The organism is Collinsella tanakaei YIT 12063, assembly GCF_000225705.1.
Lineage (GTDB): Bacteria > Actinomycetota > Coriobacteriia > Coriobacteriales > Coriobacteriaceae > Collinsella > Collinsella tanakaei.
The window spans coordinates 44,537-70,952 of sequence record NZ_JH126469.1; the positions used below are offsets into that span (position 1 = coordinate 44,537).

The following is a 26,416-nucleotide window of genomic DNA, read 5'->3' on the forward strand; positions in this document are numbered from 1 at the left end:
CGAGGCGTCGTGTGTAATCGCGCTTCACGCAAGGCAAGCGCTTTGGCAGGTAGACCCCGCCTGTCATAGGGGCAAAAAGGCAACGGGCCGGTTCCGCATCGCGCGGGGCCGGCCCGTTTGCTGTTTGGCGGGTTGTGGCGGCGCCGTGGCACGCGGGGCGCCACCGGCGCGTGGGGTGCCGCTGGCCGGCGCGCCGCTGCTTGCGTGGCTACGCGTTCATGGCTCCGCTGCGGTAGAGGCGCGCCGTGGGATCGATCGAGGCTACGGGCGAGGCATCGTCCAAAGACGCAACCGCTTCAAGCTGGGCGAGCACTTGGGAGGGAAGCGAGACGCAGTCGCCGTCGCGCGTGCCGCCAAGACTGCTAAGCAGGTCTAAGTCGTGGGCGCAGGCGTCGATGCGCAGCGAGGACCCGTTGACGCGGGCGCGAACCTGGATGAGCCCAAGGCTGGACAGCAGGTCCTCGCAGCGGCGGATGGTGCTCAGCAGCGCAGGCGTAAGGGCCTGCCCGCGGGCGACGCGTGTGGCGAGGCATGCTCCGGAGGGCAGGCTCCATACGGGATAGCCCCATTCGCGGAGCAGGTGCCGCTCCTCGTCCTTATGCCAGCCGGTCTCCAGAAGGGGCGAGCGTACGCCCAACTGGGCGATGGCACGCATGCCGGGGCGATAATCGTGCGCGTCGTCGGCGTTGCTGCCCTCGACCACCGTGGCGGCGCCCAGTTGGCGGGCGGCCTGGACAATGCTTGTGAACCCGGCGAGCTTGCAGTGGTAGCAGCGCTCTTGCGGGTTGGCGGCAACTTGGGGATTTGCAAAGGGGTCCAGCTTGATCACGGTCACGGGCAGCCCCAGCTGGGCGACGGCCGCGTTGAACGACTCGCGTTCCGGCGTGCCCAAAAACGGCGTATCAAGGTGGATGAGCTGTGCGTTGTTAGGTATGAATCGTGCGCAGGCGGCGGCGAGAAACGTGCTATCGACCCCGCCGGAGAACCCGACGGCGACGGTCCCCATGCTTTGCAGCAGATCTTTGAGTGCGTTCAACTTGTTTTGCATGGTGGGTCCTCTATTCATTGGATGAACGAGTGCGAGCACGCAGCGGTGCGTGAACGCTGGGCGCTTGATGTAACGGATTGGGTGGCGTCCAATTGTTGGTGCGCATTATGGCACAATGGCGCCAACGCGTGGACAATGCGACGAGAATTTAAGAAGGGGTGTGACCGCATGGTCAAGGCAGTCATTTTCGATATGGATGGAACGCTGGTTGATAGCGAGCGCCTGGGACGTAAGGCGTGGGCGATGGCTGCGGAGCGTCTTGGATTTGAGGGCGTGACAGAGCAGGTTATCTACTCTTTTATTGGTAGAACCAGGCCGGATGTTTTGGCGAGCTTGACGGATGTACTGGGAAACGCCCAGGATGCGCAGCGCGTGTTCTTCTTGTCGCGCGAGATTCGCCATGGCGAGCTGGGCGACCAGCTTGAGCTTAAACCCGGCGCCATCGAGTGCCTTGAGGCCTTGCGCGCGGCGGGCGTGTCCTGCAGCGTGGCGACGTCGACCTTTAGGGATTTGGCCGAGCCCACGTTGGAGCGCATGGGCCTTCTTGGCTACTTTAACCATGTGACCTGCGGTGGCGATGTGGAAAACGGCAAGCCCGCGCCAGACATCTTCCTGCGCGCCATGGAGCTTGAAGGGGTCGACCCCGCGGAGTGCGCGGTGGTGGAGGACTCGCCCAACGGCGTGCGCGCGGGCTTTGCGTCGGGCGCGAGCGTGTATTTGGTGCCAGACTTGATCGAGCCCAGCCAGGAGATCCTTGGCATGTGCCGCCGAGTCTTGGGCAGCCTGGCAGAGCTGCCGGCAGCGTTGTCGATCTAGCGCTGGACCGCGGTTGGCCCGCGGTGGCCCGGCGCCGGACGCGATGGCTCCGGTCTGCTACAGGTACGTGCCCAGGTTGAGTGCCGTCTCTGCCGACTGCTGGTGCGCGGTCTTTGCCACAGTGCTTTGGCGGGCAAGCAGAAACGGGCGGATCATGGTTTGATGGCATGGGTCCTCGTTCGCGAAATCTTCTGGCTTAGCCTCGCCGGACGCCAAGGCGCGCCTGCGTTCGATTTGGTCGATAAGGAACTGCACGCCGCGGCGGCCAATCTCATAGCCCGGAGGAGCGCAGGTGGTAAGCGGCACGCTGCCGCTCCATGCCAGCGGGTTGCCGTCGCAGCCCGCCACCGCAATGTCGTTGGGAACGTTAAGGCCCGCGTCCTGCACGCCTGCGATAACGCCGGTTGCCAGCACGTCGGTAAGGGCGAGGATAAAGTCCGGTCGACGGTCCGCGGGCAGCTTGGCGAGGCGCTGGGCGATCATGAAGCCGTCGCGCGCAAGGTTCCACTCGCCCTCGTCCAAAAACTCAAAGGAAGCCTGGGGGTTCGCTGCCGCCACGCGCTCTATGCCCTTAACGCGAAGCGCCAGCTGCATGTATTCGCTTGTGCCTATGACCGCGACGCGCTGCGATCCGCATGAGATGGCGTGCTCGGCGATGAGCTGCCCTTGCGCCAGGTTGTCCGCCGCTACAAAGTAGCCGGGCTGGTCGCTGTGGATGTCCAGGTAGACCGTTGGCACGGGGAAGGCCTCGCTGTAGGGGCTCCAGTCGCCAATTGCCATGGGCTGCACCAGCACGCCGGACATCTGCGTGCCCATAAAATAGCGAAGGTAGTTGTTTTCCAAGATCTCGTCGTTGTCTGCGTTGGCGATCAGCAGGCCGTATCCGTGGCGGCGGGCCTCGCTGTGGGCGCCGTTGGCGATCTGCAGGCTAAAGCCGTGATCAAGGCGCGGCAGCACCAGGCCAAACGAGGCGTTGTGGCCACCGGCGAGCATGCGCGCGCTTTGGTTGGGCATGAATCCCAGGCGGCTCATGGCCTGCCGTACCGCGTCGAGCGTGCTGGGCTTGAGCTTGTCGGGGTGGTTGAGCGCGTTGGAGACGGTTCCCAGCGAGACGCCTGCCTCGTTGGCGACATCTTGGATAGTGACTTTAGCCATGGCGGTCCTTGTGCAGAGGCGCGCGGCGGTTTGGATGTGTCTTCGCGCGCGGTTTGACGCGTATATGCAGCGGTTGATGCGTAATTGATACGCTTCAATCTTGCTTGCTAGTCTATCACGTTTGCCTGGGGAGTTGCTGCGCGGGGGCGCACGTTACATGGATGGGGGCGGCGCTGGGCGCTTGGCGTGAGGCCTGGCGCGGGGTTGGGCACTGGTTGGGTGCGGGATTGGGAACGGGTTGGGCGCTGGTTGGGCGCGGGTTGGGCGCGGGGTTGGGCGCTGGTGCTGTTTTTGGCCTCCGGTTGGACTTGGGCTTCTGCTGAAAATGGCCTCCGGTTGCGCTCGACTTCTACTTTTTGGGTTCAGTTGGACTTGGCAATGCTGAAAACGCGGTTCAGTTGGACTTGGGCGTGGAGGCCTTAAGGGACTGTGCGGGGAAACGCGAGGTAGGGGCCTTGTTCGCCCGGAGGGCTGACCGCGCCAAGTCCAACTGGAGCTTATTTTCAGCACCCGGCGTGAACTGGACCTCTTTTTTAGCAGAGCGCCAACTCTAACTGGAGGGCGATTTTAGCAGTTGCCCTGCAAGAACCTGAACGTGGCTTCGTATTGGGAGGGTGCACGGGGGGCAAGAGGGGCGGATGGCATGGAAGGAGGCGAAACCGCCATCGCGCACAACTGATATTTAATATGTGTAACCAGACGTTAATAAAAGCGCGCGGCTTTCTTTTTACAATAATACGCCGGCATTGAAAAAGCGCGCGAGCCCTCGCCCGGTCAGCCTTCCAGAAGCACGCGGTCGCCGCCCTCCAAAGGGGTGCGGTGGTGCCAGGGCGGCCTTGGCGGCGATGGCTGGCGCGCCTTCTATTGTTGGAGAGAACGCTATGTGTGGAATTGTGGGCTATACCGGAACTGCCGGCGCGGCTGCCATTTTGACCAGCGGGTTGTCTAAGTTGGAGTACCGCGGGTATGACTCGGCGGGCGTTGCGCTCGAGCGGCCGGACGGATCTGGCCTTGAGGTGGTGCGCCGCGTTGGAAAGGTCGCCATGATGGGGCAGGCGCTGGCGGCGGCGGGCGAGATCGACCAGACGGGCGCCGCTGTTCCCGGCTGTGCTACCTGCGGCATCGGCCACACTCGCTGGGCTACGCACGGCCGTCCTACAGAGGAGAACGCGCATCCGCACACCAGCTGCGACGGGCGCATCGCCATTGTGCACAACGGCATTATCGAGAACTTTGCAGAGCTGCGCGAGGAGCTTGTCGCCCGCGGCCACGTCTTTAAGAGCGAGACGGATACCGAGGTTTTGGCCCACCTGCTTGAGGAGGCATACTACGGTTGTGACGGCAAGCCGGGCTCGCATGACTTGGTTTCCGCGCTGCGCCAGGCGTGCGAGTGCCTGGTGGGCGCCTATGGCGTGGCGGCTGTGTGCGAGGACGAGCCGGGCGTGATCGCCGTGGCGCGCAAGGACTCGCCCATTGTGATCGGTTGCTGCGAGCAGGGCAGCTACGTGGCATCGGACGCCATCGCGATCATGGACGCCACGCGCGACGTGGTGGTGCTGGAGGACGGCGTGTTCGCGCGACTCACCCCGCAGGGCGCAACCTTCACCAACGCTGCGGGCGAGGCCGTCGAGCCGCCGGTGACGCACATCGACTGGAGTGCGGATGCCGCAGAGAAGGGCGGCTATCCGGATTTTATGCTCAAGGAGATTTACGAGCAGCCGCGCGTGGTGCGCGATACGCTGGCGGGCCGTCTTGCCGGCGGTGCGCTGGCTATTGACGAGCTGGGCCTGACGCTTGAGGAGCTCAACCTTATCGACCGCGTGTACGTGATCGCATGCGGCACCAGCTACCACGCGGGCCTTGTTGCGAAGAACCTTATCGAGGGCTGGGCGCGCATTCCTTGCGAGGTGGAGGCTGCCAGCGAGTTCCGCTACCGCAACCCCATTATCACCACGTCTACCCTGGTGGTTGCGGTAAGTCAGTCCGGTGAGACTGCCGACACCCTGGCCGCCATTCGCGACGCGCGCATCAAGGGGGCCAAGGTCTTTGGTATCACCAACGTGGTGGGCAGCCCCGTGGCGCGCGAAAGCGACGGCGTCATCTATACCAAGGCAAACAAAGAGGTGGCCGTTGCGTCTACCAAGAGCTTTATTGGCCAGGTGGTGTCTTTGACGCTGCTGGCCATGCTGCTGGGCCAGGTAAAGGGTCGCCTGAGCCAGGCACAGGTACGTCTGCTGTTCCGCGAGCTGGGCGATACCGTGCAGCAGATCCAGCGCATTTTGGACCAGCAGCGGCCGGCGATCCACGATGCCGCGTTGGCTTGCAAGGATGCCTCGTCCGCTTTATTTGTTGGACGAGGAATGGGCGCCGCAATTAGCTATGAGGGCGCGCTCAAGCTCAAAGAGGTGAGCTACCTGCATGCAGAGGCATACGCCGCGGGCGAGATGAAGCACGGTCCCATCGCTTTGATTGAGCCCGGGTTCCCCGTGATCGCCGTAGCGACCAAGAGCCCCACGTATGACAAGACCGTCTCCAACCTTAAGGAGTGCGAGGCCCGAGGCGCGTCCCTTATTGTGGTCGCCACGGAAGGGGATAAGGACATTTGCGCGATCGCCGACCATGTGATCTACGTGCCCGCCGTGCGCGATGCGTTTAGCCCCATTACCGCGACGGTTCCGCTGCAGCTGCTGGCGCGCGAGGTCGCCCTGCTGCGCGGATGCGACGTGGACCAGCCGCGCAACCTTGCCAAGAGCGTGACGGTGGAGTAGGGGGAGCGCCTCTGCGGTTGCGCAGCTGCTGCGGCGCGCACAATAAGTCTTGGTTTTGGATTTGTCATAATGAGAAACGTAAAGGGGAGGGGCTGCATCTGCCACCTCCCCTCTTTTATAGCATGACCCAGGGTAAACGAGACCCGGGCTCGATAATCGCGAGAAGCGTGATAAGCAAGAAGGCAAGGACGACGCCAAGGACGAATTGCAAAGCAACCAGCTTGGGGCTTTTCCCTGCCTTACGCTTTAGCACAAAGGCCGAATGAGAGCCGTCTGCCGCTTCAAGCGCCTCTCGATATGCCTTTGCCCTAAGAGAAGTCTTACTCCTTCTAGAAGCCACGAGTACCAAGAAAATGGCGAGCAGCAGAGCTTTGACCACGTTTGCCGCGGCGGGAACGCTATCGGGAGAGAGCTGCGAGGTTGCGACGAGGCCCGCGGTGCAAACAAGTGCGAGAGCGGTAAGTGTTGCCATGCAGAGGGTCTCCCGTGTCTCTGCGACATGGATCGCCGCCATCATTGCATCGATATCTTTGTCGATAATGGATGAGATTTTAACCCGCAGCGCAGTGGCGACTGCTGTGAGATGAAATTTGCTCGGGTAGTCCGAGCAGGATTCCCAGCTCAATATGTCCTCGGGGGAGACGCCAATCGTGCTGGCGAGCTCTTCCTGCGTCATACCTCGGTCCAATCTGAACTCAGCTAGTTTCCGACCGTATTCCATGATGCCTCCGTAAGCTAACGATTTGATTCATACATTTTGAGCCATACATGTGAAGAAATAGTGGAGAAATAAGTGGATTAGTGTAAGAAATATACAAAAGATAGCGAAATATATACATAATGAAATTACCCCAACAATAAGGGATTAACTAAGTGAAATAAGCTGTTTCAAAATACGTAATAAAAGAAGATACAGATATATATAGCTATACTACCTGCGTAAATAAGAAAAAACTTGTAGGAATAGCAGGTTTAATAGCAAAGTCTCTATCTATGTAATCGAGACAAAATAGGCGATTTGTAATATGTAGAAACAGTGCAAATAGTCCTAAGTTGGAAAACAAAAAAATACGTATTAATATCTGCGGCGTACAGACGATAAGCGTCGAAAGGAAGATATCAATGAGCGGGATGCTACTTCCAAAAGTTACCGTCATTTTGAGGGGATACGAGACAGAGCAGGTTCTGTGCGTTGTGGAGCAGCTGGTTGGGACAAAGGTGAACTCCATTGAGGTGGCAAGCAATTCTCCGCATGCCATGCAATCTATTGCTGCGGCTCGCAAAGAGTTTGGAGCAGAGGTTCGCGTAGGAGCAGGCACTGTTACCAATCTTGATTTGGCAAAGCAGGCGGTTGATGCTGGAGCCGAATTCATGCTGTCTCCCGTCATGTTTACTAAAGAGATGTTTGACTTTGCTAAGAAGAATGAGGTTATTACGGTGCCCGCCGCGTTCAGTCCCAGCGAGATCAAGATGATGTTCGATATGGGTGCCGACATTGTTAAGGTGTTCCCGGCGGGGCAGCTGGGTCCCGATTATGTCAAAGCTGTGCAGGCGCCCCTTGGGAAGCTTCCGCTTATGGTTGTGGGTGGCGTCGGAACGGGCAACGTCCAGAGCTTTTTCGACAAGGGCGCCACATACGCTGGTATCGGTTCGGGCATTTTTGATCCGGAAGATATCAAGACATGCAATAGCAAGAATCTTGCAGCCGCTATCAAGCGACTTGAAGAAAACGTTTGTTGGTAAGCCGCGTGCGGCCTGAAGAAGGGAAAAGAATGGCGGATCTGAGTCTCGATAGTTCATTGGTATTGCGTATCAAGGGAGACGACCTGACGACTGAGGACGTGGAGCGTGCCATGGCGGCGGAGCTCGAGCGTCAAGGCTATGCCAAGGACACGTTTACCAACGCGATTTTGGAGCGCGAAAAGATATTTCCGACCGCTTTGGACATGGGCGGCATCAACGTTGCTATGCCTCACTGCGATGTTGCGAACGTGAATAAGGCGGCGATCTGCATTGGTGTTCTCGAGCATCCGGTGGCGTGGTATCGCATGGATGATCCTGAGACGACGTGTGAGGTATCGCTTGTGACCATGCTTGCCCTTACCGAGGCGCACGCTCACTTGGAAATGCTTCAGAAGGTCATTGCGCTTGTGCAAAACCAAGAGCTCATCGAAAAGGTTGTAAAGGCTGAGAGCGAAGAAGAGATTTTCGATTTGGTTCGCGATCAGCTCATCTAATTCGAGTTTGGAATCATGCGCCCAAAGGGGGCGTTGAGAGAAAGATGGAAAGGAAACTCTCATGGCTACGAAACGTGTTCTGATTGCATGCGGCAACGGCGTTGCGACTTCTACCGTGGTTGCATCCAAGGTTAAGGACTACTGTGCTGACCATGGCGTTGATATTCAGGTCACTCAGTGCAAGATGCTTGAGCTTCACAGCAAGGCGAACGACTACGACCTGGTTGTTACCTCCGGCAAGTTCAAGGATCCCGATGTCACCACTCCGTGCATCATGGCCATTGCGTTGCTCACTGGCATTAACGAGGAGGCGACTCTCCAGAAGATCGTTGAGGCTCTTAAAGAGTAGAGAAGTCTAAATCTAGACACCCTCACTATTAGCCCCCAAAAGAGTAATTTCTATTTGGAAGGAGCGCTATGGACGCATTCCTTAATGGCGCATATGCAGTATTCCAGGCATTTATTGGTGCAGGTGCGTATGTAATGCTTCCCTTCATCATCATGGTGATCGGTTTGATTTTCCGCCTCCCCATTGCGAAGGCCTTCAAGAGCGGCATTACTATTACTTGCGGCTTTGTTGGCATTAACTTGCTGGTGAACCTGCTTAAGTCCGCTGTTAGCCCTGCGGCAGCAGCCATGGTCGCCAACTTTGGTCTCAACCTCGACGTTACCGATGTCGGCTGGGGTGCAATTTCTTCGGTGACGTGGGCGTCCCCAATCGTTGCTTTCCTGGTTTTCGAGATCCTCGGCATCAACATTTTGCTTCTGGTTCTCAAGAAGACGAATACTATGGACGTCGATATCTGGAACTACCATCATATGATGATCGTGGGCATCCTGGTTTTCTTTGTGACCCAGAATATCATTTGGGCAATAGTTGCTACCGCCATCACTGCGGTCATGACGTTCAAGTTCGCCGACTGGACCCAGCCTCTTATCGAGCATTTCTTCGGTATTCCCGATGTGACGCTTCCCACCATTTCCTATACTTCTTCAATTATTATCGCTGCTCCGCTGAACTGGCTTATCGACCGTATTCCGGGTCTCAACAAGGTCAACTTCTCCATCAAGGGGGTTCAAAAGTATCTTGGTGTTTTTGGCGACCCCATGATGCTGGGCTTCATCCTCGGTTGCGCGATGGGCGCTCTTGCACTGTTCCCGTTTGACCAGATTTTCCTTACTGGTATCAACGTAGCTGCCGTTATGGTTCTCATGCCCAAGATGACTGCTATGTTTGTTGAGGGTCTCATGCCCATCTCTTCTGCCGCTCAGAAGTTCACGAGCGAGAAGTTTGGCGGCCGCGCCCTTTCCATTGGTCTGGATGCTGCCGTTGTTGTCGGCAACCCCGAGGTCATCACCACCGCACTCATCATGATTCCGGTGACCATCCTGCTGGCCTTCATCCTTCCCGGCAATCGTATGATGCCCTTGGCGGACCTCGCAGTTGTGACCTTCCGTGTCGCTCTTGTTGTGGCCCTGTGCCGTGGTAACGTGTTCCGTTCCATTCTCATTTCCATTCCCGTTATGGCTGCGATTCTTTATGCCGGCACGTTCGCCGCTCCGTTCATGACCGAGATGGCGCAGTCCGCTGGTCTGGCATTTGATGGCCAGATTGCTTCCATGGCGGGCCCCTCGCTTACCCAGACTGCCATCATCTTCTGGAGCTGCATCTCTGAGAACGCGATTATCGTCGTTCCAGCTCTGGTTATCGCCTTCATCGCCATCTGGTATGTGGTCGAGAAGAAGATCACCATGGAGAAGATTGAAGCTTACGCTGCCGAATACGACGAGATGTAAGAAGAGTACATACCTATAAGGGACGAAGGGCGGTTTGCTCTTCGTCCCATTACAAAGAAAGGAGGTGTCCTATATGGAGCGTGCAATTGATAAGCTCGAGCCGTTTCAGCGAGCGATTTCCAAAGCGCATCTTGCATCGGCGGGTATATCCATCGATTCTCTTCAGGACACCAACAAGCCTTTGATTGCAATTGCCAACAGCTGGAATGAGGTTTGCCCCGGACACGAGCCGTTGCGTCAACTCGCGGCCGAGGTAAAGAAAGGCGTTCTCGAGGCGGGTGGAGAACCGATCGAGTTCAACACCATTGCAATGTGCGATGGAATCGCTCAGGGGCATGCTGGAATGCGCTACTGTCTTCCTCATCGCGAAATCATTGCTGATTCGTGCGAAGCTATGATTGTGGGAGAGGGGTGTTTCGATGGTGTTGTTTACCTAGGAAGCTGCGACAAGATTATTCCGGCAATGCTTATGGCTGCGGCGCGCATCAACCTTCCGTCTGCCCTGGTGACCTGTGGGCCTTGCTATGACGAAATTAAGCCTTCTGAGTCCAAAGCGCTCCGCGCGCGATTCCTTGCTGGCGAGGCAACTGAGCGTGAGGTTATCGAAGGCACGCTAAAATACTACACTGGTCCGGGCGTGTGCCCGTTCCTCGGAACCGCGAATACCATGGGCTGCCTAACCGAGGGCCTCGGCATGATGCTTCCCATGGGGGCTCTCTGGCCCTCCTCTACGAGTCAGAGGCGATTCAGTGCGCGCCGTACCGGTGCCGCCGTGGTGGATATGGTTCGCCGCAACATCAGGCCCTCCGATATTATGACCCAGGCCGCCCTTGACAATACGGTCAAGCTGCTTGCTTCCATCGGCGGTTCTCTCAACGCTTTGATTCACCTGCCCGCTTTGGCCAAAGAACTTGGTTTGAGCTGCACGTGGTCGCAGGTTGCTGAGATTACCTCCAGGACCCCGGTGATATGCAATGTGGTGCCGAACGGCGATATCTCTTGCATTAATCTATACAAAGCAGGAGGAATCCCCGCCGTTCTTAAGACCATCGAGGGCGACCTGGACACCTCAGTGATGACGGTGACGGGTAAGACTCTGGGAGAAAATCTTGAGGGCGACATCCTAATCGACCGCTCTGTTATCCGAACCCAAGATGATTCTAATTCTGTTGCGAAGGGCATTCAGGTGCTTTACGGCAACCTTGCACCGGAGGGCGCACTGGTTAAAACGAGCGCTGTGCCCGCTGACCAGCATGTGTGGTCTGGCGTCGCACAGGTCTTCAATTCAGAAGAGGAAGCTTTCGTCGCATATAATGCTGGGGATATTAGGCCTGGAACTGGTGTGGTAATTCGCTATGAGGGTCCCAAGGGTGGTCCGGGAATGAAGGAGCTTCATCGCGTTACCGAGATTATGAAGGGCATCCCTAACTCCGCTGTCATAACTGATGGCCGCTTCTCTGGAGCGTCTGGAGGTCTTTCAGTCGGATACCTTTGTCCCGAGGCGTACGAGGGGTCACCCATTGCTTTGGTGGAGAATGGCGACGTGCTCAACATTGATCTTACCCGCGACTTGATTGAGGTTGAGGTAAGCGATGAGGAGCTTGCCAAGCGTAGAGAGAAATGGGCGCCGGTCGTTCATGAGAACAACGGTGGGCTGCTCGAGCGCTACGCTAAGTCTGTAGGTTCTGCGAAAACGGGTGCCGTTGTTCGTTAATTACATTTAGGAATAAATATGGTCAAGATGGTCTTTTCCGATTTGGATGGAACGTTTTTAACGCCCGATAAGATCATTACGGCCGAAAACAGGAACATGCTGGACGTCGCGTATGCTCGTGGCGTCCAGTTTGTTCCTTGTACAGGCCGCAATCTAAGCGATATTCCTTCGGAGCTGCTGGCTCATCCAAGTGTTTCGTATGCGGTTTGTTGCAATGGCTCTCTCGTGGTGAATGCGAAAACTGGTCGCGTCTTGCAAGAGACTCCCATTGAAAAGCGCACAGTTTTGGGGCTGTACAACGAGCTGTCTAGCCTCCAAATAACTTTCGATGTTTTTGCGGATAGGCGCGTTTATACCGAACGTAGTCGTTTTGGGTACATTGATACAGTGGAATTGTCGGGACCTACAAGGGACTTCATTAAAGCTGGTAGAACATTGTTCGATTGTTCAATGGAAGAGCTGATGACGCAGACGGGCCCCGTTTGTCGACTCAATATTTTTTACCATACCAAAGAAGATTGCGATCTTGTGTGGGATGCTGTTGACAGACGTGCTGAACTCAGGAGGAGCACGTCTCTCCCTTGCAACGTTGAGATAACTGACGCATGTGCTCACAAAGGAGCCGCCCTTGAATGGCTTTGTGGATTCTTAGGCGTTTCCACGGCTGATGTGGTGGCATTCGGTGACAATGAAAATGATACGACCATGTTGCGCGCTGCTGGAGACGGTGTGGCGATGGAGAATGCCGTTCATGCCTGCAAACTTGCTGCCGACCACCTCTGTGCGAGCTGCACGGAGTCCGGAGTGTCGCGATATCTAATGGGTCGTTTGGGCTGTTTAACGTAGGGAGGATTCGGGGTTGTCCTGCGGTTTGATCGTTGCGTCTTGCGCCGTTACGTTTGGTATTTTTAACAAGTTTCCTGTGGAGCGTCTTGAGGACGCAGGGTGTGAGGTCCGTTTGAATCCTTATGGACGCCCTTTGACTCCCGCCGAGATCGTTGAGCATGCTAAGGATGCCGACGTTATTATTTTGGGTAACGACCGCCTCGACTCTGCCACTATTGGCAAGCTTTCCAATCTCAAGCTTGTCGTTCGCCATGGAGCGGGTTTAGATAATATCGACTTCTCTGAGCTTGGCAAGCGGGATATTACTGTGGCAAACACCCCTGGTGCCAACAAAGAGGAAACTGCTGACCTCACCTTTGCCCTCATTCTTGATTTAGCTCGCATGGTGACTCAGAGCATTAATCAGCTCAAGGGTGGCGTATGGAATAAAATTCCAGGCAGAACTCTTTATGGTAAGACAATTGGCATTATTGGTGTAGGCGCTATAGGCATGGCGGTTGCCAGCCGTGCCATGGGGTTCGGGATGGATATCTTGGGCAACGACATCGTCCAACGTGATGAGGCCGCACGCTTCGGGCTTCTATATACGAGCCTCAATGAGCTTCTCTCCGCTTCGGATGTTGTGACAATTCATGTGCCTCTGACTTCGGCGACCAAGAATTTGATCGGAGCTCGGGAGCTGAAAAGAATGAAGCCGGATGCGCTTCTGATTAACACGGCCCGTGCGGGGGTCGTTCGTGAGGCGGCTCTTGAGAAGGCTCTGATGTCTGGACATCTTGGCGGATACGCGGTCGATGTTTACGTTAAGGAGCCGCCAGATCCTACTTCCTATATGAGCCTTCCAAATGTGCTCACTACTCCACATATTGGATCATCGACGATGGAGGCGAACCTTCGAATGGGCGACATGGCGGTCGACAATATTTTGGCATTCATGAACGGGGCCGTACTTCCCAATAAAGTTACGGTGGTTGATAGGCTGAGGTTCTCTTAGGCGGTCGGCTGAATCGCTCGCGCAGCTATTGAGCCCAGGAGCGGGCGAGTTCCTGGTAGCGGCGCGCAGCCAGGCTGCCGCGCTGCCAGATCAGGCGAAAGTCATGTTCTACAAAGAAGTCCGCAGGGGTGATGTCGCGCAGCTCGCCCTGATCAAGCTCGCGCTGCACGGCCGCGCGATACATAAACGTAATGCCAGCCCCCGCCTGAACGCAGAGTTTGATGGCGGGGATGCTGGCGACCTCGAGCGTGCCGGCAAAGTCGCCTACGGCGAGGTCGCGCGCTGCCAGGTGCTTTTCGAGAATCTCGCGCGTGCCGGATCCCTCTTCGCGCAGAATGAGCCTGCGACCAAGCAGGTCCGTCAGGGACGCGGGGCCGTCCGGCGCGTCAAACTCGTCCACGCACCCAACGGCAACATAGCGCTCTCGAGACACGGTGGCGAAGTCAAAGCGCTCCCGGTCAAAAGATCCCTCTACCAGGGCGAAATCTATGTCGCCAGCCTCTAGGCGCATCACAAGTTCATGCGTGTTGCCCACGCTCATCCGCACCAGCTCGTCGGGGTGCTTCGCCATGTGGCGGGCCAGCACGCGCGGCATCCAATAGTCGCAAATGGTGCGCGTGCATCCAAAACGCAGCGGCGCTTTGGCAGGTTGCTCTTGTGACAGGGCTTCTGCTTGCGTTTTGAGGCGTCCCTCATCGTTTTCCATGGTCTCCAGCGCGCGAAACAGCATGGCTCCCGCCGGCGTAAGTTCGCCGCGCCGGCCGCCCCTGTAGAATAGGTCGCATCCGTAATGCGCTTCAAGCTGGCGGATGTGCTGCGATACGGCGGGCTGGGTGATGTGCAGCTCCGCGGCCGCCCGCGTAAAGCTGCCCAGCTTGCACACGGCCAAGAACGTGTGGGTTCGGTAGTCCAGCATGGTGTCTCCTATGCTCAGATATCGTCCGCAGCCTCAACCACAGCGTCTAACGCGGCGTCGCCCGCGGCGTCGACTGGGACATCGTCCATATATAACAAATATTTATGGAGTGATAACCAAATGGGTGAAAAGAATTATAAACCAAGGTAGTACCATCTCTTTGCACATTCACCCGGCGGCGGGCTGGGAATAGCTGCACCGCATACGATAGCCGGTGGCCCGGCACATGGGGCAGCGCCTAGGGAAAGGACGATGACATGGCGGGAAGAACGTGGAACAAGGTTCAAGATAGCTGGAGGGGCGTGGCGCTATGCCTGCTTATCGCTCTGCCGGCATGGTTTTTGGGCAAGCGCTTTGACGTGATCGGCGGGCCGGTCTTCGCCATCCTCATCGGTATGGTGCTGGCGCTGTTTATTAAGGACGACGCGGCGCTGCCGTTTGCGTCCGGTATCAAGTTCACCTCTAAGAAGGTCTTGCAGTACGCGGTCATCCTGTTGGGCTTTGGCCTCAACCTTTCCCAGATCGCGCGCGTGGGCGCCCGTTCGCTGCCTATTATCGTGGCGACCATCACCACGTCGCTGGTGATTTCTTTCGCCCTGCATCGCGCTCTCAAGATCCCCACCAAGATTTCCACTCTGGTGGGCGTGGGGTCGTCAATCTGCGGCGGCTCGGCAATCGCGGCGACCGCTCCGGTTATCGATGCGGACGATGAGGAGATCGCGCAGGCCATCAGCGTCATCTTCTTGTTCAACATCATCGCCGCGCTTATTTTCCCGGCTCTTGGCGGCATGCTTGGCCTTTCAAACGAGGGCTTTGGCCTGTTTGCCGGCACCGCCGTCAACGACACCTCGTCCGTAACCGCCGCTGCTGCCGCGTGGGACGGCATGCACCCTGGCGCCAATACGTTGGACGAGGCGACCATTGTGAAGCTCACCCGCACGCTCGCCATCATCCCCATCACGCTGGCGCTGGCATTTTGGCAGGTTCACAAGGCCAAGCGCGCCGCCGCGAACGGCGAGGGCGGCGAAGCTGCGGGCACGTTCGATATCAAGAAGATCTTCCCCTTCTTTATCCTCTTCTTTGTGCTTGCCAGCGTGATCACCACGGTCTTCGCGCTGCCTGCGGGCGTGACCGCACCCATAAAGGAGCTCTCCAAGTTCTTCATTGTTATGGCTATGGCGGCGATTGGTTTCAACACCAATATAGTCAAGCTGGTCAAGACGGGCGGCAAACCCATCTTTATGGGTCTGTGCTGCTGGATCGGCATCGCTCTGGTGAGCCTGGGCATGCAGCATCTGCTTGGCATTTGGTAGGCTGACCTTATTGGCGCCGGCGCTCGATGATGGGTGCCGGCGCCTTTTTCTATGTCCACGTTTCGTTAGCATTCCGTACAAATTTCGTGGGCGGGCGCCCCTGCATATATGATGTAGCGCGCAGCAAATACGAAAGGTTCGGTTATGCAAGAGGCATTCTTCTCGTTCATCAGCCAGTTTGGCTATTTCGCCGTCGCGGCGCTCATCTTGCTTGAGAACGTGTTTCCGCCCATTCCCAGCGAGGTCATCCTGCCGCTTTCCGGCGCCCTGGTTACCCAGACCGACATGCAGTTGCCCGGTGTCATCGCGTTCGCGACCGTCGGTTCCGTCGTCGGCGCCTTCTTCCTGTACGGCATTGGCCGCCTGCTGTCGCAGGAGCGCCTGGAGGGCTTTTTCGACACCAAACCCATGCGCATGCTGGGATTCCACTCCGGTGACGTTGCTAAGGCGATCGGTTGGTTTGATAAGCGCGGCCAGATCACCGTGCTCATCTGCCGCTGCATCCCCGTGGTCCGCAGCCTGATCTCTATTCCGGCGGGCACCGCCAAGATGGGCATCATTCGCTTTACGCTGTACACCCTTGTGGGCTCACTGGTGTGGAACGCCGTGCTGTGCACGTTGGGCTTCTACGCCGGCAATGCGTGGGAGACCGTGTCTCAGCAGGTCGAGGGCTTCTCTGACATCGTGAAGATCGTTATCATCGTGATTGCCGTCGCCGTCATCGCCTGGTGGATTGTCAAGCGCATTATCCCCGCCATGAAGAAGGACCGCGCCGAGTAAACCGAGCAAAGGCGCTCGAGCACCCTGCGCATGGGCCGGCGGCGGGCTGCCGATCGCTGGCGTTAGCGCCTCCGGGTCCCTTTCCAATCGACGAAACCAAAAGAAAGACCGCTTTCCCCGTTTCGCACAGCGGGAAAAGCGGCCTTTTTTTGTTGGCTTCGTCAAAGATACTTTTACAACTTTTGCTCTTTTTTATTTCTTTTGCTCTTTTGCGTGACGCTTGGGCGGCGGCGCCGATGGCGGATGCTCGAGGCGGTGCGCGGCAACAAGGCCCTATGGGCCAGGGGGTGCTTTGCCGTATGGCAAGCTGTATCAAAACAGTTTGGCACCTGCATAAATGAGAGCGTCACAAGAATAAAAAGCGGCAATGTGTTCATGCACCTCGTATCAACACGCAATCGTCACGCTTCTTGCCCAATCTTTACCGCTGCTCGAATAGGTTGCCCGTCTACCTATTTAATCGTTTGGCGAACGGTATTTGGGGGTTTAACTGAGGGTAGCTATTACATCCGAGCGCCCGGCGGGGCGCGCGACGCCGAGGAGGCAGCCATGGGACTGAAGGCAGACGACACTCTCACGTTTTCGTTTGAGGAGCTGCTGGCTTACCTGCGCTCCAAGACCCGTGTGTTCATGGATGTGGACGACCACGAGTACTACATCACCCACACCGACGGCTACTGGCGCGTGCAGGATTGCGAGAAGCTCAACCCCAAGGGTCGCTTCTCCGACTGCTCCGAGCTTGTTACCACCATGTCCGAGCTCGTCGAGCTCCCTTGGTTGGATGGCAAGAGCCTGCACGACCTGTTTGAAAACGCCACGTTCTACGAGTCGGTGCAGGAGGGTTGGGTTCGCCCCGAGTAGGCAATCCAACGGGGCGCGCGGCGCCCGAAGGCATTCGCACGCAATCAAATGAACGCTTTGTGGTTGGGGCGCTCCGTATGGGGCGTCCCTTCGTCATTTACTATGCGCGGCAGATTTTTTCCTTGCGAGCATCAATGCGTAGCCCAGCAGGTTTTGCCCACGCCATAGCGCGGGGTCGAGTCGGGCGTGATCTTTCATGGACAGCCCTATGCCCCAGATGCGGTCTTTGACCGCGCATTCAGCCAGCATGGCGTTGCCGGTTTCGTCAAGCTGCGCGCAAAGGTCCGGGTTCTGCCCGAACTTGGCAACCAGCCCCTCGTACACCTCAATCTGCCACATGCCGCTCCATATGTGCTCGTTATAGTGTGCGACGAGTCGTCCCAATCGCTTGATTTCCCCAACATCGTCAATCTCGAGTATGCGCGTGGCGACCTCTTCGTCGTTAAAGCACATTGCCTTGCGGTACATCATGTATTGCTCCATTGAAGAGAACGCTACCCCGCGTACCGTGAAGCGCGATGGATGCCAGTTGCTTAGGTAGCCGTTTTCCTCATTTGGGTTATGGAAGCAGATAATCTCACTCAGATGTCTGTTCGAGTGTGACCTCCTGCAAATGTACAGCATTTGCAGTGATGCTAGGTGGCTCTTTGCATTCTTGCGATCCATTTTGCAATCACATTGCCAGCAGGGTAGCGTCGGCTTTACATGTCGCTGCGCAGTTCTCGAGGATAATTGCATCAATATCGGATAGTGCTCTGTATAAAAAAACGGTAGCAATTCATTTTTCTAGTGTACGGACGAGCAGCGGGTGCGGCTACTCGGCTTTTTTCAAAATCGATGCAATTATCCTCGAGAACTGCGCAGCGACGTGAGGAGAAGTGCCCGCAGGAGGGATTGACTTGGGCACTAAAGGATTGTTAACCTCTAAGTTTGTCCGAAATCGGACAGAATAGCACCGCGGACGGTGCATTTCGCGCGTCCGTGGGCAATCGGGTAGGACATGAAGAGGGGGTTTCAATGTCAGGTACCTGCAACTTGCCGGTAGAGCTTGAGTATCTCTACAACGCGGCGGATCGGCTGTACGTGGACTTCGCGCGCAGCTGCGGCATCTCGAATTGCGCCTATTGGATGCTCTACGAGCTGGAACGCGCCGGGGGCGAGGCATCTCTGCGCGCCCTCAACGTGGACTGGGGCTATAGCAAGCAGACTATGAGCTCGGCGCTCAAGACCATGGAGTCGCGCGGGCTTATCGAACTCTCGTTTGAAGAGGGGAGTCGCAAAAGCAAGCGCGCTTCGTTGACGGACGCGGGCCGCGCATTCGTGGATAAGAACATCGTCCCCGCCATGCGCGCAGAGGAGCGGGCGTTCTTCAGCCTTGATCAGGAAGAGCGCGAAACGCTCATGACCTTGGCGAGACGCTACGCGGAGGCACTCACAAGGGAATTCGAAAACATGAACGGCTCGCGCTCGGAAGACGGGCGGTGCGAGAACGGCGCCAAGGGCGCGGCGAATGCCGCGGGCGCCGCAGAAGGGGAGGGGACTGCATGAAGCTGCTGCTAAAGTACATGAAGCCCTATCGGGGGCTTGCCATTATCACCGTGCTGGTGCTGATGGTCGACATCGCCGGCACGATGTTGGTGCCGACGCTGCTGGCGAATATGGTCAACATCGGCGTGGCCACCAAGAACTTCAACTACATCTTGCAAAACGGATTGGCCATGCTGGGCGCTACGGCGCTGGCGAGCGGCGGCGCGCTACTGGGCAGCTATCTGTCCGCTAAGTTGGCGGCCAACGTGGGCCGTGACATTCGCAACGCCGTGTACGATAGCTCGCTGGCGTTCTCCGGCAGCGACTTCGAGCGCTTCGGCACCGGCTCTATGATTACCCGCACCCTCAACGACATCAATGTCATTCAGCAGTCCATCATCATGACCATCCAGATGGTGCTGCCCGTGCCCATCATGTGCGTCATGGGAATCGCGCTGGCAACTTCCATCGACTATCAAATGGGCATCCTGCTTGCGATCGTGGTCGCCGTGGTGCTGGTCATCGCCGCGATCACGGTGGCAAACGCCGCGCCCATCTTCACGCGACTGCAGCGCTTCATCGACCGCATGAACGTGGTGTTGCGTGAAAACATCACCGGCGTCCGCGTGATCCGCGCCTTCAACAAGGAAGAGCATGAAAACGAGCGCCTGGACGACGTCTTCTCTCGCTACGCCAAGGCCGCCATCAAGGTGAACTGGCTGTTCGCCGGCCTGGACTGCTCGGCGTTCTTCCTCATGAACATCGCAGAGGTCGCCGTGCTGTGGTTTGGCGGCAACCGCGTGGGCGCGCACGCCATGGAGATCGGCAGCATCTCGGCGGTGCTGGAATACGCCATGCTCATCTTGTTTTTCATCATGATGGCGCAGATCGTGGCGTTGACCTTGCCGCGCGCCAAGGCGTGCCTGGATCGCGCGGACGAGGTCATCAACCTGGTACCTGAGATTCGCGATTGCGTGCGACCCGCTCACGACCCGCTTGATGCCAAGGGCAACCTAGCGCTCGATGCCGCCGTGGTCGCCGATGCGGCCGTGACCGCCGATGCCGCCGTGGTCGCCGATGCGGCGGAGCCGGACGATGACGCCGACGTGGTGGCCGCCTTCCGCCACGTGACCTTCCGTTTTTCAGATGCGGACGAGGACACGTTGCACAACCTCAATTTCCGTTGCCGCCGCGGCCAGACCACGGCTATCATCGGCTCCACGGGCTCGGGCAAGTCCACCGTGGCCAAGCTGCTGCTGCGCTTCCATGACGTTACGGGCGGCGCCATCCAGTTCAACGGCGCGGACGTGCGAGGCATGACGCGGGAGTCGCTCCGAGATGCGATCGCCTACGTGCCGCAAAAGGCGTGGTTGTTCAGCGGCACCATTGCGGACAACCTGCGTTTTGGTAATGAGGCCGCCACGGAGGAGCAGATGCGCCATGCGCTCGACGTCGCCCAAAGCCAGTTTGTCTACGACCTGCCGGATGGCCTCGATTCGCGCGTGGCCCAAGGTGGAACCAACTTTTCCGGCGGCCAGCGCCAGCGTCTCTCCATCGCCCGCGCTCTCATGAAGCGCGCCGACCTCTACATCTTCGATGACAGCTTCTCCGCCTTGGACTTCAAGACTGACGCCGCTCTGCGTCGCGCCCTGGTGCCAGAGACGCGAGACGCCGCGACGCTGATCATCGCCCAGAGAATCAGCACCATTTTGCATGCGGACCAAATCATCGTTCTTAAAGACGGCGAGATGGCCGGCATAGGCACGCACGAGGAGCTCATGGAGACCTGCGAGGTGTACCGCGCCATCGCGGAGTCGCAGATGAAGGGAGGTGATGGCAATGGCCGATAAGGACGACGCCATGGACAACACCGCGGATAGCGCCACAGATATCGCTACGGAAGAGCTCGAGGTCCCGCGCGATACATGGCCGACCATCCGCCGCCTATGGGACGCCGCGCGCAGCCAGCACTGGCGTTTCTACCTGGTCATGGTGTCAATCATCTTCTACACGGGGTTTAGCCTCGCCGCGCCGGCATACAGCGCGCGCGTGATTGACGTGCTGTGGGACGGCATCAGCGAGGCGTTTGCCCGGGGTGGCGACTTTACCGTCACGTGGGATAACGCTGGGCGCGATATCATTATCTACCTGGGTATTTGGACGGCTGCCTGCGGTTTTTATAGCCTGCAGAGCTTCACCATGGCGGGCTTTGCGGAAAAGCTCAACCTGGAGCTGCGCAACCGCATCGCCCATAAACTCAACCGCCTGCCGCTAGCGTTCTTCGATAGCCATAAACCCGGCGAGGTGGTAAGCCGTGCCACTAACGACCTGGACAAGATGTCGGAGGTGCTGCAGACTGGCTTGCTCCGCCTGCTCACCGCGGTGGGCGCCATCGCCGGATCGGTCATCATGATGTTTCGCTACAGCCCGCTGCTGGCGAGCATCTTCATCTGCTTCGCCGTGCTCTCCACCGTGGTGACCAAGCTTGTCGCTAAGCGCAACCTCGCCCTGGCGGCGGAGCGCCAAAAGTGGGTGGGTCATCTCACCGGAGCAGTGGAGGAGGCGTACAGTGGGCGCGTGATCATTCGTTCCTTCAACCGCGAGCAGGCAAGCTCCGCTGACATCCATCGCATCTCGGATAAGTTGGCAGAGGCCTCCCGCCGCGCCGACTTCATGACCAACGCCATCTCGCCCGCCATCCGCATGATCATTCGCATCGCGCAGGTTATCATCGCGGTGGTCGCCGGCGGCATGCTAGTGGCCGGACAGCTTACCGTGGGCGTGTTCCAGGCGTTCTTCCAGTACATCTACCACGCATCCGAGCCGCTGACCCAGATGAGCTTCACCATCAACACGCTGCAAAGCGCGCTTGCCTCCGTTGAACGCGTCTTCGATATTTTGGACGAGGCCGAGGTGGAGCCGGATCCCGCCCCCGCCGCTGCCGCCCACGTGGAACAGCCCACGCAGGGCCACGTGGCCTTTGAGCATGTGCGATTTGGCTACAGCCCGGATAAACCGCTGATGCGCGACGTCAGCTTTGAGGCGCGCCCCGGCCAAAAAATCGCCATTGTGGGTGCGACCGGCGCGGGCAAGACCACGCTGATCAACCTGCTGATGCGCTTCTACGAGATCGACGGCGGCTGCATCACGCTAGACGGCGTGGACACCCGCGCGATGGATCGCGGCGAGCTGCGCCAGAACTTTGGCATGGTGCTGCAAGACGCCTGGCTCTTCGACGGCACCATCGCGGATAACATCGCCTACGGATGCCCGGGGGCCACGCGCGAGCAAATCGTCGAGGCGGCGCGCATGGCGCACGTGGACTTCTTTGTACGCACCATGCCGCAGGGCTATGACACCCACGTGGCCAATGACGCGGAGAACATCAGCCAGGGCCAGCGGCAGCTGCTTACCATCGCTCGCGTAATCCTCTGCGATCCCAAGATCCTTATTTTGGACGAGGCGACCTCCAGCGTTGACACCCGCACGGAGCGGGCTATTGTCCATGCGATGGAAACGCTTATGCAGGGCAGGACCAGCTTTGTCATCGCGCATCGCCTCTCCACCATTGTGGATGCGGACCTGATTTTGGTAATGCAGGCCGGTACCATTATCGAGCAGGGCACGCACCAGGATCTGCTCGCCGCGGGCGGTTCATATGCGGAGCTGTATCGGTCGCAGTTCATGTAGCGGGTGCGTATGGGCGCGGGGCCGTCCCCGCGCCCCGCTGCTATTTTTGACCTTCAGTTGGAGTTGCCTTGCTAAAAACGACCTTCAGTTGGAGTTGCCCTGCTAAAAATGACCTCCAGTTGGACTTCGCCCTGCTAAAATCGAGCTTCATGTACGCTCTTTTGCTATTTTTGGCCTCCAGTTGGACTTGGGCCTACTGAAATCGACCTTCAGTTGGAGTTTGCCTTGGCTATCAAAAAGACTCTCGTGAAAGAATAGCAGGTAGAGAGCTTGCGCGACTGGACGATGAATACTAGCAAGTCCAACTGAAGGTCGATTTTAGTAATTCGGCCAACATGAAGGCTGATTTCAGCACGCTCCAAGTCCAACTGGAGGATAAAAATAGCAGCAGTTGCTTCCGGGCGTTCATTCAGGGGCTGCGCGAGGTGTGGGCGGCGGCTGCCTTCGGTCGCGCGCAATCGCGACCGCGGCGGCCCGCAACCGCGGGGACCCGCGACCGCGCGGCGCGTGCCATGTGCGCCTATGCGGCCTCGGCGGATACAAAGACGTTGCTGTTGGGGTAGTACGTGAGGTCGATAGCAAACGCATTTTCGCGAAATACCTGGTCAAGAACTGCATCTACGTCGCCGGCGGCAATATAGACCACTGGGTTGGGCATGGTGCCGTCCCCGCTCACGTTGGTAAAAGCGAGCTGAAGCTGAGTAGGGTGAAGCCCCGCGTAGCGACCGGTGGGCCTGTCGATGTCGTAGTCGCGATAGAAGCATCGCACCGTAGCGGGGCCGCTTGCCGCATCGACCGCAGCCCTCCATGCGATATCCCAGCCAATGAGCGCGCCGCCAACGGCAAAGGAAAGGCAGAATGCGATGAGCCCCGCATTGCCAAGGTGCTTGTACGACACGCCCCTGCGCTTGCGCCTGCGGTGCACAAGGGCAGCCAGCGCAACCGCGCCGCCCGCGAACGCCAGCATGATGATGAGGTTGAGTGCGGTCTCGTCTTCAAGAAAGGAAACGCCGGTTAAATAGAGCAGCGCACAGCCTGCGTACGCGGCGACGGCGGGTGCAAGCATGACGAGCTCTTGGACGTATTCGCGGCGCAGCGCGTCACGAGTCCGTTCGTTCGGCGCGGCAGGGGTCCCCGTGGTCTTCGTGCGGTGCTGCAGATGTAGAAGGCGCGCGGTCATGGCTAGGCTGATGCCAAACGTAATCAGCCCCACTCCCTGGCATGCCTGCATGGCAAGGCCGGCGGCTCCGGTGCTGGGTCCCCACTCGCCCCCAAAGATGAGCGCGAAACCGCCAAACAGCAAGATGAGAAGGACGATGATCCAGACGCGGCTCGCGGGCTTGGCTCTACGGCCCTCGCGGCCGCCGCGCGCCTCTTCGATAGGGCCTTGGACGTCGTCCGCGCCGTCGCGCCTCTGGGGCTTTACAAAAGGGACGATGTTGGAGGGGATGGACATGCGAGCTCCAAGTAAAGGCGCCAAAACGTGCCGCGAGCCAGGCGGGCGACGCGAAAACGCGGTTTATTGTAGCGTGACGTCGCGCCTGCGGCGCCGCTAGCGCCGGGCATTGTCCGCGGACGGAGCGTTCGGGGGCATGGACGAGTCGCGCTCCTGGTCGGCTCCTTGCGTCGCGAGCGCCTCGACCAGCGCAGTCAGCTCTGCCACGCGCTGTTCAAGCTCCTCGATGCGGCGTTGGTTGCCCACAATGCCCTCGCGGTTAAGCAGCGACTGCTCCTGCACGGGGTCGGGCATGCTCTCACGATGCTCGCGGCGGTCCATGTTCTCGTTCAGTACGCGGCAGCCGGCGCGGCGGACCACGCGGCCGGGCACGCCCACCACGGTGGAGTTGCTCGGCACGTCCTTAACCACCACGGAGTTTCCGCCAATTTTGACGTCGTCGCCAATGCGGATGTTGCCCAGCACCTTGGCGCCGGTGCCCACGGTCACGCGGTCGCCCAGCGTGGGATGGCGCTTTCCGCACTCCTTGCCGGTGCCGCCCAGGGTGACGCCCTGGTACAGCACGCAGTCGTCGCCCACAATGGTGGTCTCGCCAATCACCACGCCCATGGCATGGTCAATAAACAGGCGGCGCCCAATCTGAGCCGCGGGATGAATCTCGACGCCGGTCATAAAGCGGGTGAACTGGGACATCACGCGCGCAATGCTGTGCAGGCCGTGGTTCCATAGCCAATGCTCCGGCGTGTGGGCCCACTTGGCGTGCAGGCCGGGGTAGGACAAAAAGATGACCAGGCCGTTTTGCGCAGCGGGGTCGTGCGTCTGCACGGTGTTGATGTCTTCGCGTATGGTGGTGATGAAGCTCATCCGCTCTCCCGCCGGACAGGTTGCCGCGGCGTGCTGTAGACGTCCGGCGTAATCGGTAATGCTGTCATAGTAGCCATCGTCCGCGGTTAAGTCTAGAGAAACGCTAGGGTTTAACGTAGCGCCGCCTAACGCGGGGCGGCCGGGACGCGGGGCGCCCAGGGCACGCGGGGCACCCCGTAGCGCGGGGTTGCGCCTGGGTCGTGCGAGCGACGCGCAAAGCGGTCCCGGCACGGGCGCAACTGTGAATCTAATTGTTACGCGATGGCAAATTGCTTTACTTAATAAAAGAAAGCTTTTACGCGCGAGCGGGGTGCGGAGTAGAATCACATCCAGTCAATCAGGGCGAGCGTTTGCCCGCACGCGTCGATGGGAGTAATGCCATGGCAGTTGAGAAAAAGGACCTGGACTGGGGCAGCCTGGACTTTGGCTACCGCAAGACGGACGTTAGCTACGTCTCCAATTGGAAGGATGGCGCGTGGGACGAGGGCGGCCTTACCGCCGACCACAGCCTCAACCTGTCCGAGTGCGCGGGCATTTTCCATTATTGCCAGGCGTGCTTCGAAGGCCTCAAGGCCTATACCACCGAAGACGGCAAGATCGTCTGCTTCCGTCCTGACCTCAACGCCCAGCGCATGTACGAGTCCGCCGAGCGCCTGGAGATGCCGCCCTTCCCGGTCGATCGCTTTGTCGACGCGGTCAAGCAAGTTGTTGCCGCCAACGCCGCATGGGTCCCGCCCTTTGGCTCTGGCGCCACGCTGTATGTGCGCCCGCTTATGATCGCCACCGGCGACGTCATTGGCGTTGCTCCCGCGGACGAGTATCAGTTCCGCATTCTGGTCACCCCCGTGGGCCCGTACTTCAAGGGCGGCCTCAAGCCCATCAAACTGCGCATCTCCGAGTACGATCGCGCTGCGCCGCACGGCACCGGCAACATCAAGGCCGGCCTTAACTACGCCATGAGCCTCAAGCCCACCATGGATGCCCACCGCGCCGGCTTTGCCGAGAACCTCTATCTGGATTCCCAGAGCCGTACCTACGTTGAGGAGACCGGCGGCGCCAACGTGCTGTTTGTCACCAAGGACGGCACCCTGGTTGTTCCCCAGTCCCACACCGATTCGATCCTGCCCTCCATCACCCGTCGTTCGCTGGTCCAGGTGGCCGAGGACCTGGGTATCACCGTTGTCCAGCGTCCGGTCGAGTGGGCAGAGGTCAAGTCCGGCGCCTTTGTAGAGTGCGGCCTGTGCGGTACCGCCGCCGTTATCAGCCCCGTGGGCGAGATCCACGAGGATGAGACCGTGGTCTCCTTCCCGGCGGGCCATGATGAGATCGGTCCCGTCATGAAGAAGCTCCGCGAGACCCTTACCGGCATCCAGGACGGCGCCGTTGAGGACAAGCACAACTGGGTCTTCGAGATCTGCTAGCACCAATGTTGCCGGCATCGTTTTACATCACGCGATAGCTTGCATATACGGCACGCATCTCCACGGCGGGGTGCGTGCTTTTTTATGGACGAGGCGGGTCGGCGTGCCAGCGATGTTGCGCGCCGGCCCGTCCTCGTCCATACTGGGCAGGTACCTTGCTATATCGCAAACGCACATGTAAACACACCACCCCGTAAGGGGGCGACAACCAAG

Annotated in this window: 23 protein-coding genes; 16 read left to right on the forward strand and 7 right to left on the reverse strand. The window is 58.6% G+C overall.

Features of this window, described 5'->3' with window-relative positions:
- Positions 1 to 208: 208 nt before the first annotated feature.
- A complete protein-coding gene (locus HMPREF9452_RS05285) occupies positions 209 to 1,048 on the reverse strand; it encodes an ATP-dependent sacrificial sulfur transferase LarE (RefSeq protein WP_009141097.1) in 840 nt (279 codons plus the stop codon).
- 168 nt (positions 1,049 to 1,216) lie between these two features.
- On the opposite strand from HMPREF9452_RS05285, the gene HMPREF9452_RS05290 reads away from it, so the two are divergent.
- Positions 1,217 to 1,864: an HAD family hydrolase gene (locus HMPREF9452_RS05290; RefSeq protein ID WP_009141098.1), complete on the forward strand. Its 648-nt coding sequence runs from the start codon at positions 1,217 to 1,219 to the stop codon at positions 1,862 to 1,864.
- A gap of 57 nt (positions 1,865 to 1,921) precedes the next feature.
- Here the strand turns inward: HMPREF9452_RS05290 and HMPREF9452_RS05295 are convergent, their stop codons facing one another.
- Entirely contained in the window at positions 1,922 to 3,019 is a 1,098-nt protein-coding gene (locus HMPREF9452_RS05295) for a LacI family DNA-binding transcriptional regulator (protein WP_009141099.1), read from the reverse strand.
- 881 nt (positions 3,020 to 3,900) lie between these two features.
- On the opposite strand from HMPREF9452_RS05295, the gene glmS reads away from it, so the two are divergent.
- Positions 3,901 to 5,787 carry a glutamine--fructose-6-phosphate transaminase (isomerizing) gene (gene glmS, locus HMPREF9452_RS05300; protein WP_009141100.1) on the forward strand — a complete coding sequence of 629 codons (1,887 nt, stop codon included), beginning with the start codon at positions 3,901 to 3,903 and terminating at the stop codon, positions 5,785 to 5,787.
- A 115-nt stretch (positions 5,788 to 5,902) separates the two neighbouring features.
- Here glmS and HMPREF9452_RS05305 read toward each other — a convergent pair whose 3' ends face one another.
- Positions 5,903 to 6,508, reverse strand: a complete 606-nt coding sequence (locus HMPREF9452_RS05305) for a helix-turn-helix domain-containing protein (protein WP_009141101.1) — start codon at positions 6,506 to 6,508, stop codon at positions 5,903 to 5,905.
- Positions 6,509 to 6,909: 401 nt separating this feature from the next.
- On the opposite strand from HMPREF9452_RS05305, the gene HMPREF9452_RS05310 reads away from it, so the two are divergent.
- The 7 genes from HMPREF9452_RS05310 (at position 6,910) to HMPREF9452_RS05340 (ending at position 13,375) form a co-directional block, all read left to right on the forward strand.
- Entirely contained in the window at positions 6,910 to 7,530 is a 621-nt protein-coding gene (locus HMPREF9452_RS05310) for a bifunctional 4-hydroxy-2-oxoglutarate aldolase/2-dehydro-3-deoxy-phosphogluconate aldolase (protein WP_009141102.1), read from the forward strand.
- Positions 7,531 to 7,559: 29 nt separating this feature from the next.
- Positions 7,560 to 8,024 (forward strand): PTS sugar transporter subunit IIA, encoded by a 465-nt coding sequence (locus HMPREF9452_RS05315; protein ID WP_009141103.1) that lies wholly within the window; start codon positions 7,560 to 7,562, stop codon positions 8,022 to 8,024.
- A 61-nt stretch (positions 8,025 to 8,085) separates the two neighbouring features.
- A complete protein-coding gene (locus HMPREF9452_RS05320; protein WP_009141104.1) occupies positions 8,086 to 8,373 on the forward strand; it encodes a PTS sugar transporter subunit IIB in 288 nt (95 codons plus the stop codon).
- 68 nt (positions 8,374 to 8,441) lie between these two features.
- Positions 8,442 to 9,821 (forward strand): PTS galactitol transporter subunit IIC, encoded by a 1,380-nt coding sequence (locus HMPREF9452_RS05325; RefSeq protein WP_009141105.1) that lies wholly within the window; start codon positions 8,442 to 8,444, stop codon positions 9,819 to 9,821.
- Positions 9,822 to 9,894: 73 nt separating this feature from the next.
- Complete coding sequence (ilvD, locus tag HMPREF9452_RS05330; protein WP_009141106.1) at positions 9,895 to 11,535, forward strand: dihydroxy-acid dehydratase; 1,641 nt, start codon at positions 9,895 to 9,897, stop codon at positions 11,533 to 11,535.
- Positions 11,536 to 11,553: 18 nt separating this feature from the next.
- Complete coding sequence (locus HMPREF9452_RS05335; RefSeq protein ID WP_009141107.1) at positions 11,554 to 12,381, forward strand: Cof-type HAD-IIB family hydrolase; 828 nt, start codon at positions 11,554 to 11,556, stop codon at positions 12,379 to 12,381.
- 13 nt (positions 12,382 to 12,394) lie between these two features.
- Complete coding sequence (locus HMPREF9452_RS05340; RefSeq protein WP_009141108.1) at positions 12,395 to 13,375, forward strand: phosphoglycerate dehydrogenase; 981 nt, start codon at positions 12,395 to 12,397, stop codon at positions 13,373 to 13,375.
- A gap of 25 nt (positions 13,376 to 13,400) precedes the next feature.
- Here the strand turns inward: HMPREF9452_RS05340 and HMPREF9452_RS05345 are convergent, their stop codons facing one another.
- Positions 13,401 to 14,291, reverse strand: coding sequence for a LysR family transcriptional regulator (locus HMPREF9452_RS05345; protein WP_009141109.1), 891 nt, complete (start codon positions 14,289 to 14,291; stop codon positions 13,401 to 13,403).
- Between the two features lie 257 nt (positions 14,292 to 14,548).
- Between HMPREF9452_RS05345 and HMPREF9452_RS05350 the strand changes: the two genes are divergently transcribed.
- From HMPREF9452_RS05350 to HMPREF9452_RS05360, 3 genes are all read left to right on the forward strand, one after another.
- The gene (locus HMPREF9452_RS05350; protein ID WP_009141110.1) at positions 14,549 to 15,604 is read left to right on the forward strand and encodes a YeiH family protein; all 1,056 of its coding nucleotides are present in this window, start codon (positions 14,549 to 14,551) and stop codon (positions 15,602 to 15,604) included.
- A 144-nt stretch (positions 15,605 to 15,748) separates the two neighbouring features.
- A complete protein-coding gene (locus HMPREF9452_RS05355; protein WP_009141111.1) occupies positions 15,749 to 16,384 on the forward strand; it encodes a DedA family protein in 636 nt (211 codons plus the stop codon).
- A 549-nt stretch (positions 16,385 to 16,933) separates the two neighbouring features.
- The gene (locus tag HMPREF9452_RS05360) at positions 16,934 to 17,245 is read left to right on the forward strand and encodes a hypothetical protein (protein ID WP_009141112.1); all 312 of its coding nucleotides are present in this window, start codon (positions 16,934 to 16,936) and stop codon (positions 17,243 to 17,245) included.
- Between the two features lie 93 nt (positions 17,246 to 17,338).
- Here HMPREF9452_RS05360 and HMPREF9452_RS05365 read toward each other — a convergent pair whose 3' ends face one another.
- A complete protein-coding gene (locus HMPREF9452_RS05365) occupies positions 17,339 to 17,983 on the reverse strand; it encodes an NADAR family protein (protein WP_315968581.1) in 645 nt (214 codons plus the stop codon).
- 279 nt (positions 17,984 to 18,262) lie between these two features.
- On the opposite strand from HMPREF9452_RS05365, the gene HMPREF9452_RS05370 reads away from it, so the two are divergent.
- The 3 genes from HMPREF9452_RS05370 to HMPREF9452_RS11950 are packed head-to-tail and all read left to right on the forward strand — an operon-like array spanning position 18,263 to position 22,462.
- Entirely contained in the window at positions 18,263 to 18,793 is a 531-nt protein-coding gene (locus HMPREF9452_RS05370) for a MarR family winged helix-turn-helix transcriptional regulator (RefSeq protein WP_009141114.1), read from the forward strand.
- The gene (locus HMPREF9452_RS11945) at positions 18,790 to 20,622 is read left to right on the forward strand and encodes an ABC transporter ATP-binding protein (RefSeq protein WP_009141115.1); all 1,833 of its coding nucleotides are present in this window, start codon (positions 18,790 to 18,792) and stop codon (positions 20,620 to 20,622) included. Before HMPREF9452_RS05370 ends, HMPREF9452_RS11945 begins: the two co-directional genes overlap by 4 nt.
- Complete coding sequence (locus HMPREF9452_RS11950; protein ID WP_009141116.1) at positions 20,612 to 22,462, forward strand: ABC transporter ATP-binding protein; 1,851 nt, start codon at positions 20,612 to 20,614, stop codon at positions 22,460 to 22,462. Before HMPREF9452_RS11945 ends, HMPREF9452_RS11950 begins: the two co-directional genes overlap by 11 nt.
- Positions 22,463 to 22,982: 520 nt before the next feature.
- On the opposite strand, the gene HMPREF9452_RS05385 is transcribed toward HMPREF9452_RS11950, so the two are convergent.
- Together HMPREF9452_RS05385 and cysE are read right to left on the reverse strand one after the other, a co-directional pair.
- Positions 22,983 to 23,918 (reverse strand): hypothetical protein, encoded by a 936-nt coding sequence (locus HMPREF9452_RS05385; protein ID WP_009141117.1) that lies wholly within the window; start codon positions 23,916 to 23,918, stop codon positions 22,983 to 22,985.
- 96 nt (positions 23,919 to 24,014) lie between these two features.
- Positions 24,015 to 24,782 (reverse strand): serine O-acetyltransferase, encoded by a 768-nt coding sequence (gene cysE, locus HMPREF9452_RS05390; protein WP_009141118.1) that lies wholly within the window; start codon positions 24,780 to 24,782, stop codon positions 24,015 to 24,017.
- 380 nt (positions 24,783 to 25,162) lie between these two features.
- On the opposite strand from cysE, the gene HMPREF9452_RS05395 reads away from it, so the two are divergent.
- Positions 25,163 to 26,203: a branched-chain amino acid aminotransferase gene (locus HMPREF9452_RS05395; RefSeq protein ID WP_009141119.1), complete on the forward strand. Its 1,041-nt coding sequence runs from the start codon at positions 25,163 to 25,165 to the stop codon at positions 26,201 to 26,203.
- The last annotated feature ends 213 nt before the right edge of the window (positions 26,204 to 26,416 follow it).

Excerpts from the sequence above, each read along its gene's own strand:
- HMPREF9452_RS05360 (WP_009141112.1), top strand. The coding sequence starts at position 16,934 with ATGGGACTGAAGGCAGACGACACTCTCACGTTTTCGTTTGAGGAGCTG.
- HMPREF9452_RS05365 (WP_315968581.1), bottom strand. The coding sequence starts at position 17,983 with ATGCAATTATCCTCGAGAACTGCGCAGCGACATGTAAAGCCGACGCTA.
- HMPREF9452_RS05285 (WP_009141097.1), bottom strand. The coding sequence starts at position 1,048 with ATGCAAAACAAGTTGAACGCACTCAAAGATCTGCTGCAAAGCATGGGG.
- HMPREF9452_RS11945 (WP_009141115.1), top strand. The coding sequence starts at position 18,790 with ATGAAGCTGCTGCTAAAGTACATGAAGCCCTATCGGGGGCTTGCCATT.
- glmS (WP_009141100.1), top strand. The coding sequence starts at position 3,901 with ATGTGTGGAATTGTGGGCTATACCGGAACTGCCGGCGCGGCTGCCATT.
- HMPREF9452_RS05315 (WP_009141103.1), top strand. The coding sequence starts at position 7,560 with ATGGCGGATCTGAGTCTCGATAGTTCATTGGTATTGCGTATCAAGGGA.
- HMPREF9452_RS05295 (WP_009141099.1), bottom strand. The coding sequence starts at position 3,019 with ATGGCTAAAGTCACTATCCAAGATGTCGCCAACGAGGCAGGCGTCTCG.
- HMPREF9452_RS05290 (WP_009141098.1), top strand. The coding sequence starts at position 1,217 with ATGGTCAAGGCAGTCATTTTCGATATGGATGGAACGCTGGTTGATAGC.
- ilvD (WP_009141106.1), top strand. The coding sequence starts at position 9,895 with ATGGAGCGTGCAATTGATAAGCTCGAGCCGTTTCAGCGAGCGATTTCC.
- HMPREF9452_RS05395 (WP_009141119.1), top strand. The coding sequence starts at position 25,163 with ATGGCAGTTGAGAAAAAGGACCTGGACTGGGGCAGCCTGGACTTTGGC.
- HMPREF9452_RS05335 (WP_009141107.1), top strand. The coding sequence starts at position 11,554 with ATGGTCAAGATGGTCTTTTCCGATTTGGATGGAACGTTTTTAACGCCC.
- HMPREF9452_RS05385 (WP_009141117.1), bottom strand. The coding sequence starts at position 23,918 with ATGTCCATCCCCTCCAACATCGTCCCTTTTGTAAAGCCCCAGAGGCGC.
- HMPREF9452_RS05320 (WP_009141104.1), top strand. The coding sequence starts at position 8,086 with ATGGCTACGAAACGTGTTCTGATTGCATGCGGCAACGGCGTTGCGACT.
- HMPREF9452_RS11950 (WP_009141116.1), top strand. The coding sequence starts at position 20,612 with ATGGCCGATAAGGACGACGCCATGGACAACACCGCGGATAGCGCCACA.
- HMPREF9452_RS05345 (WP_009141109.1), bottom strand. The coding sequence starts at position 14,291 with ATGCTGGACTACCGAACCCACACGTTCTTGGCCGTGTGCAAGCTGGGC.
- HMPREF9452_RS05325 (WP_009141105.1), top strand. The coding sequence starts at position 8,442 with ATGGACGCATTCCTTAATGGCGCATATGCAGTATTCCAGGCATTTATT.
- cysE (WP_009141118.1), bottom strand. The coding sequence starts at position 24,782 with ATGAGCTTCATCACCACCATACGCGAAGACATCAACACCGTGCAGACG.
- HMPREF9452_RS05370 (WP_009141114.1), top strand. The coding sequence starts at position 18,263 with ATGTCAGGTACCTGCAACTTGCCGGTAGAGCTTGAGTATCTCTACAAC.
- HMPREF9452_RS05355 (WP_009141111.1), top strand. The coding sequence starts at position 15,749 with ATGCAAGAGGCATTCTTCTCGTTCATCAGCCAGTTTGGCTATTTCGCC.
- HMPREF9452_RS05310 (WP_009141102.1), top strand. The coding sequence starts at position 6,910 with ATGAGCGGGATGCTACTTCCAAAAGTTACCGTCATTTTGAGGGGATAC.
- HMPREF9452_RS05305 (WP_009141101.1), bottom strand. The coding sequence starts at position 6,508 with ATGGAATACGGTCGGAAACTAGCTGAGTTCAGATTGGACCGAGGTATG.
- HMPREF9452_RS05350 (WP_009141110.1), top strand. The coding sequence starts at position 14,549 with ATGGCGGGAAGAACGTGGAACAAGGTTCAAGATAGCTGGAGGGGCGTG.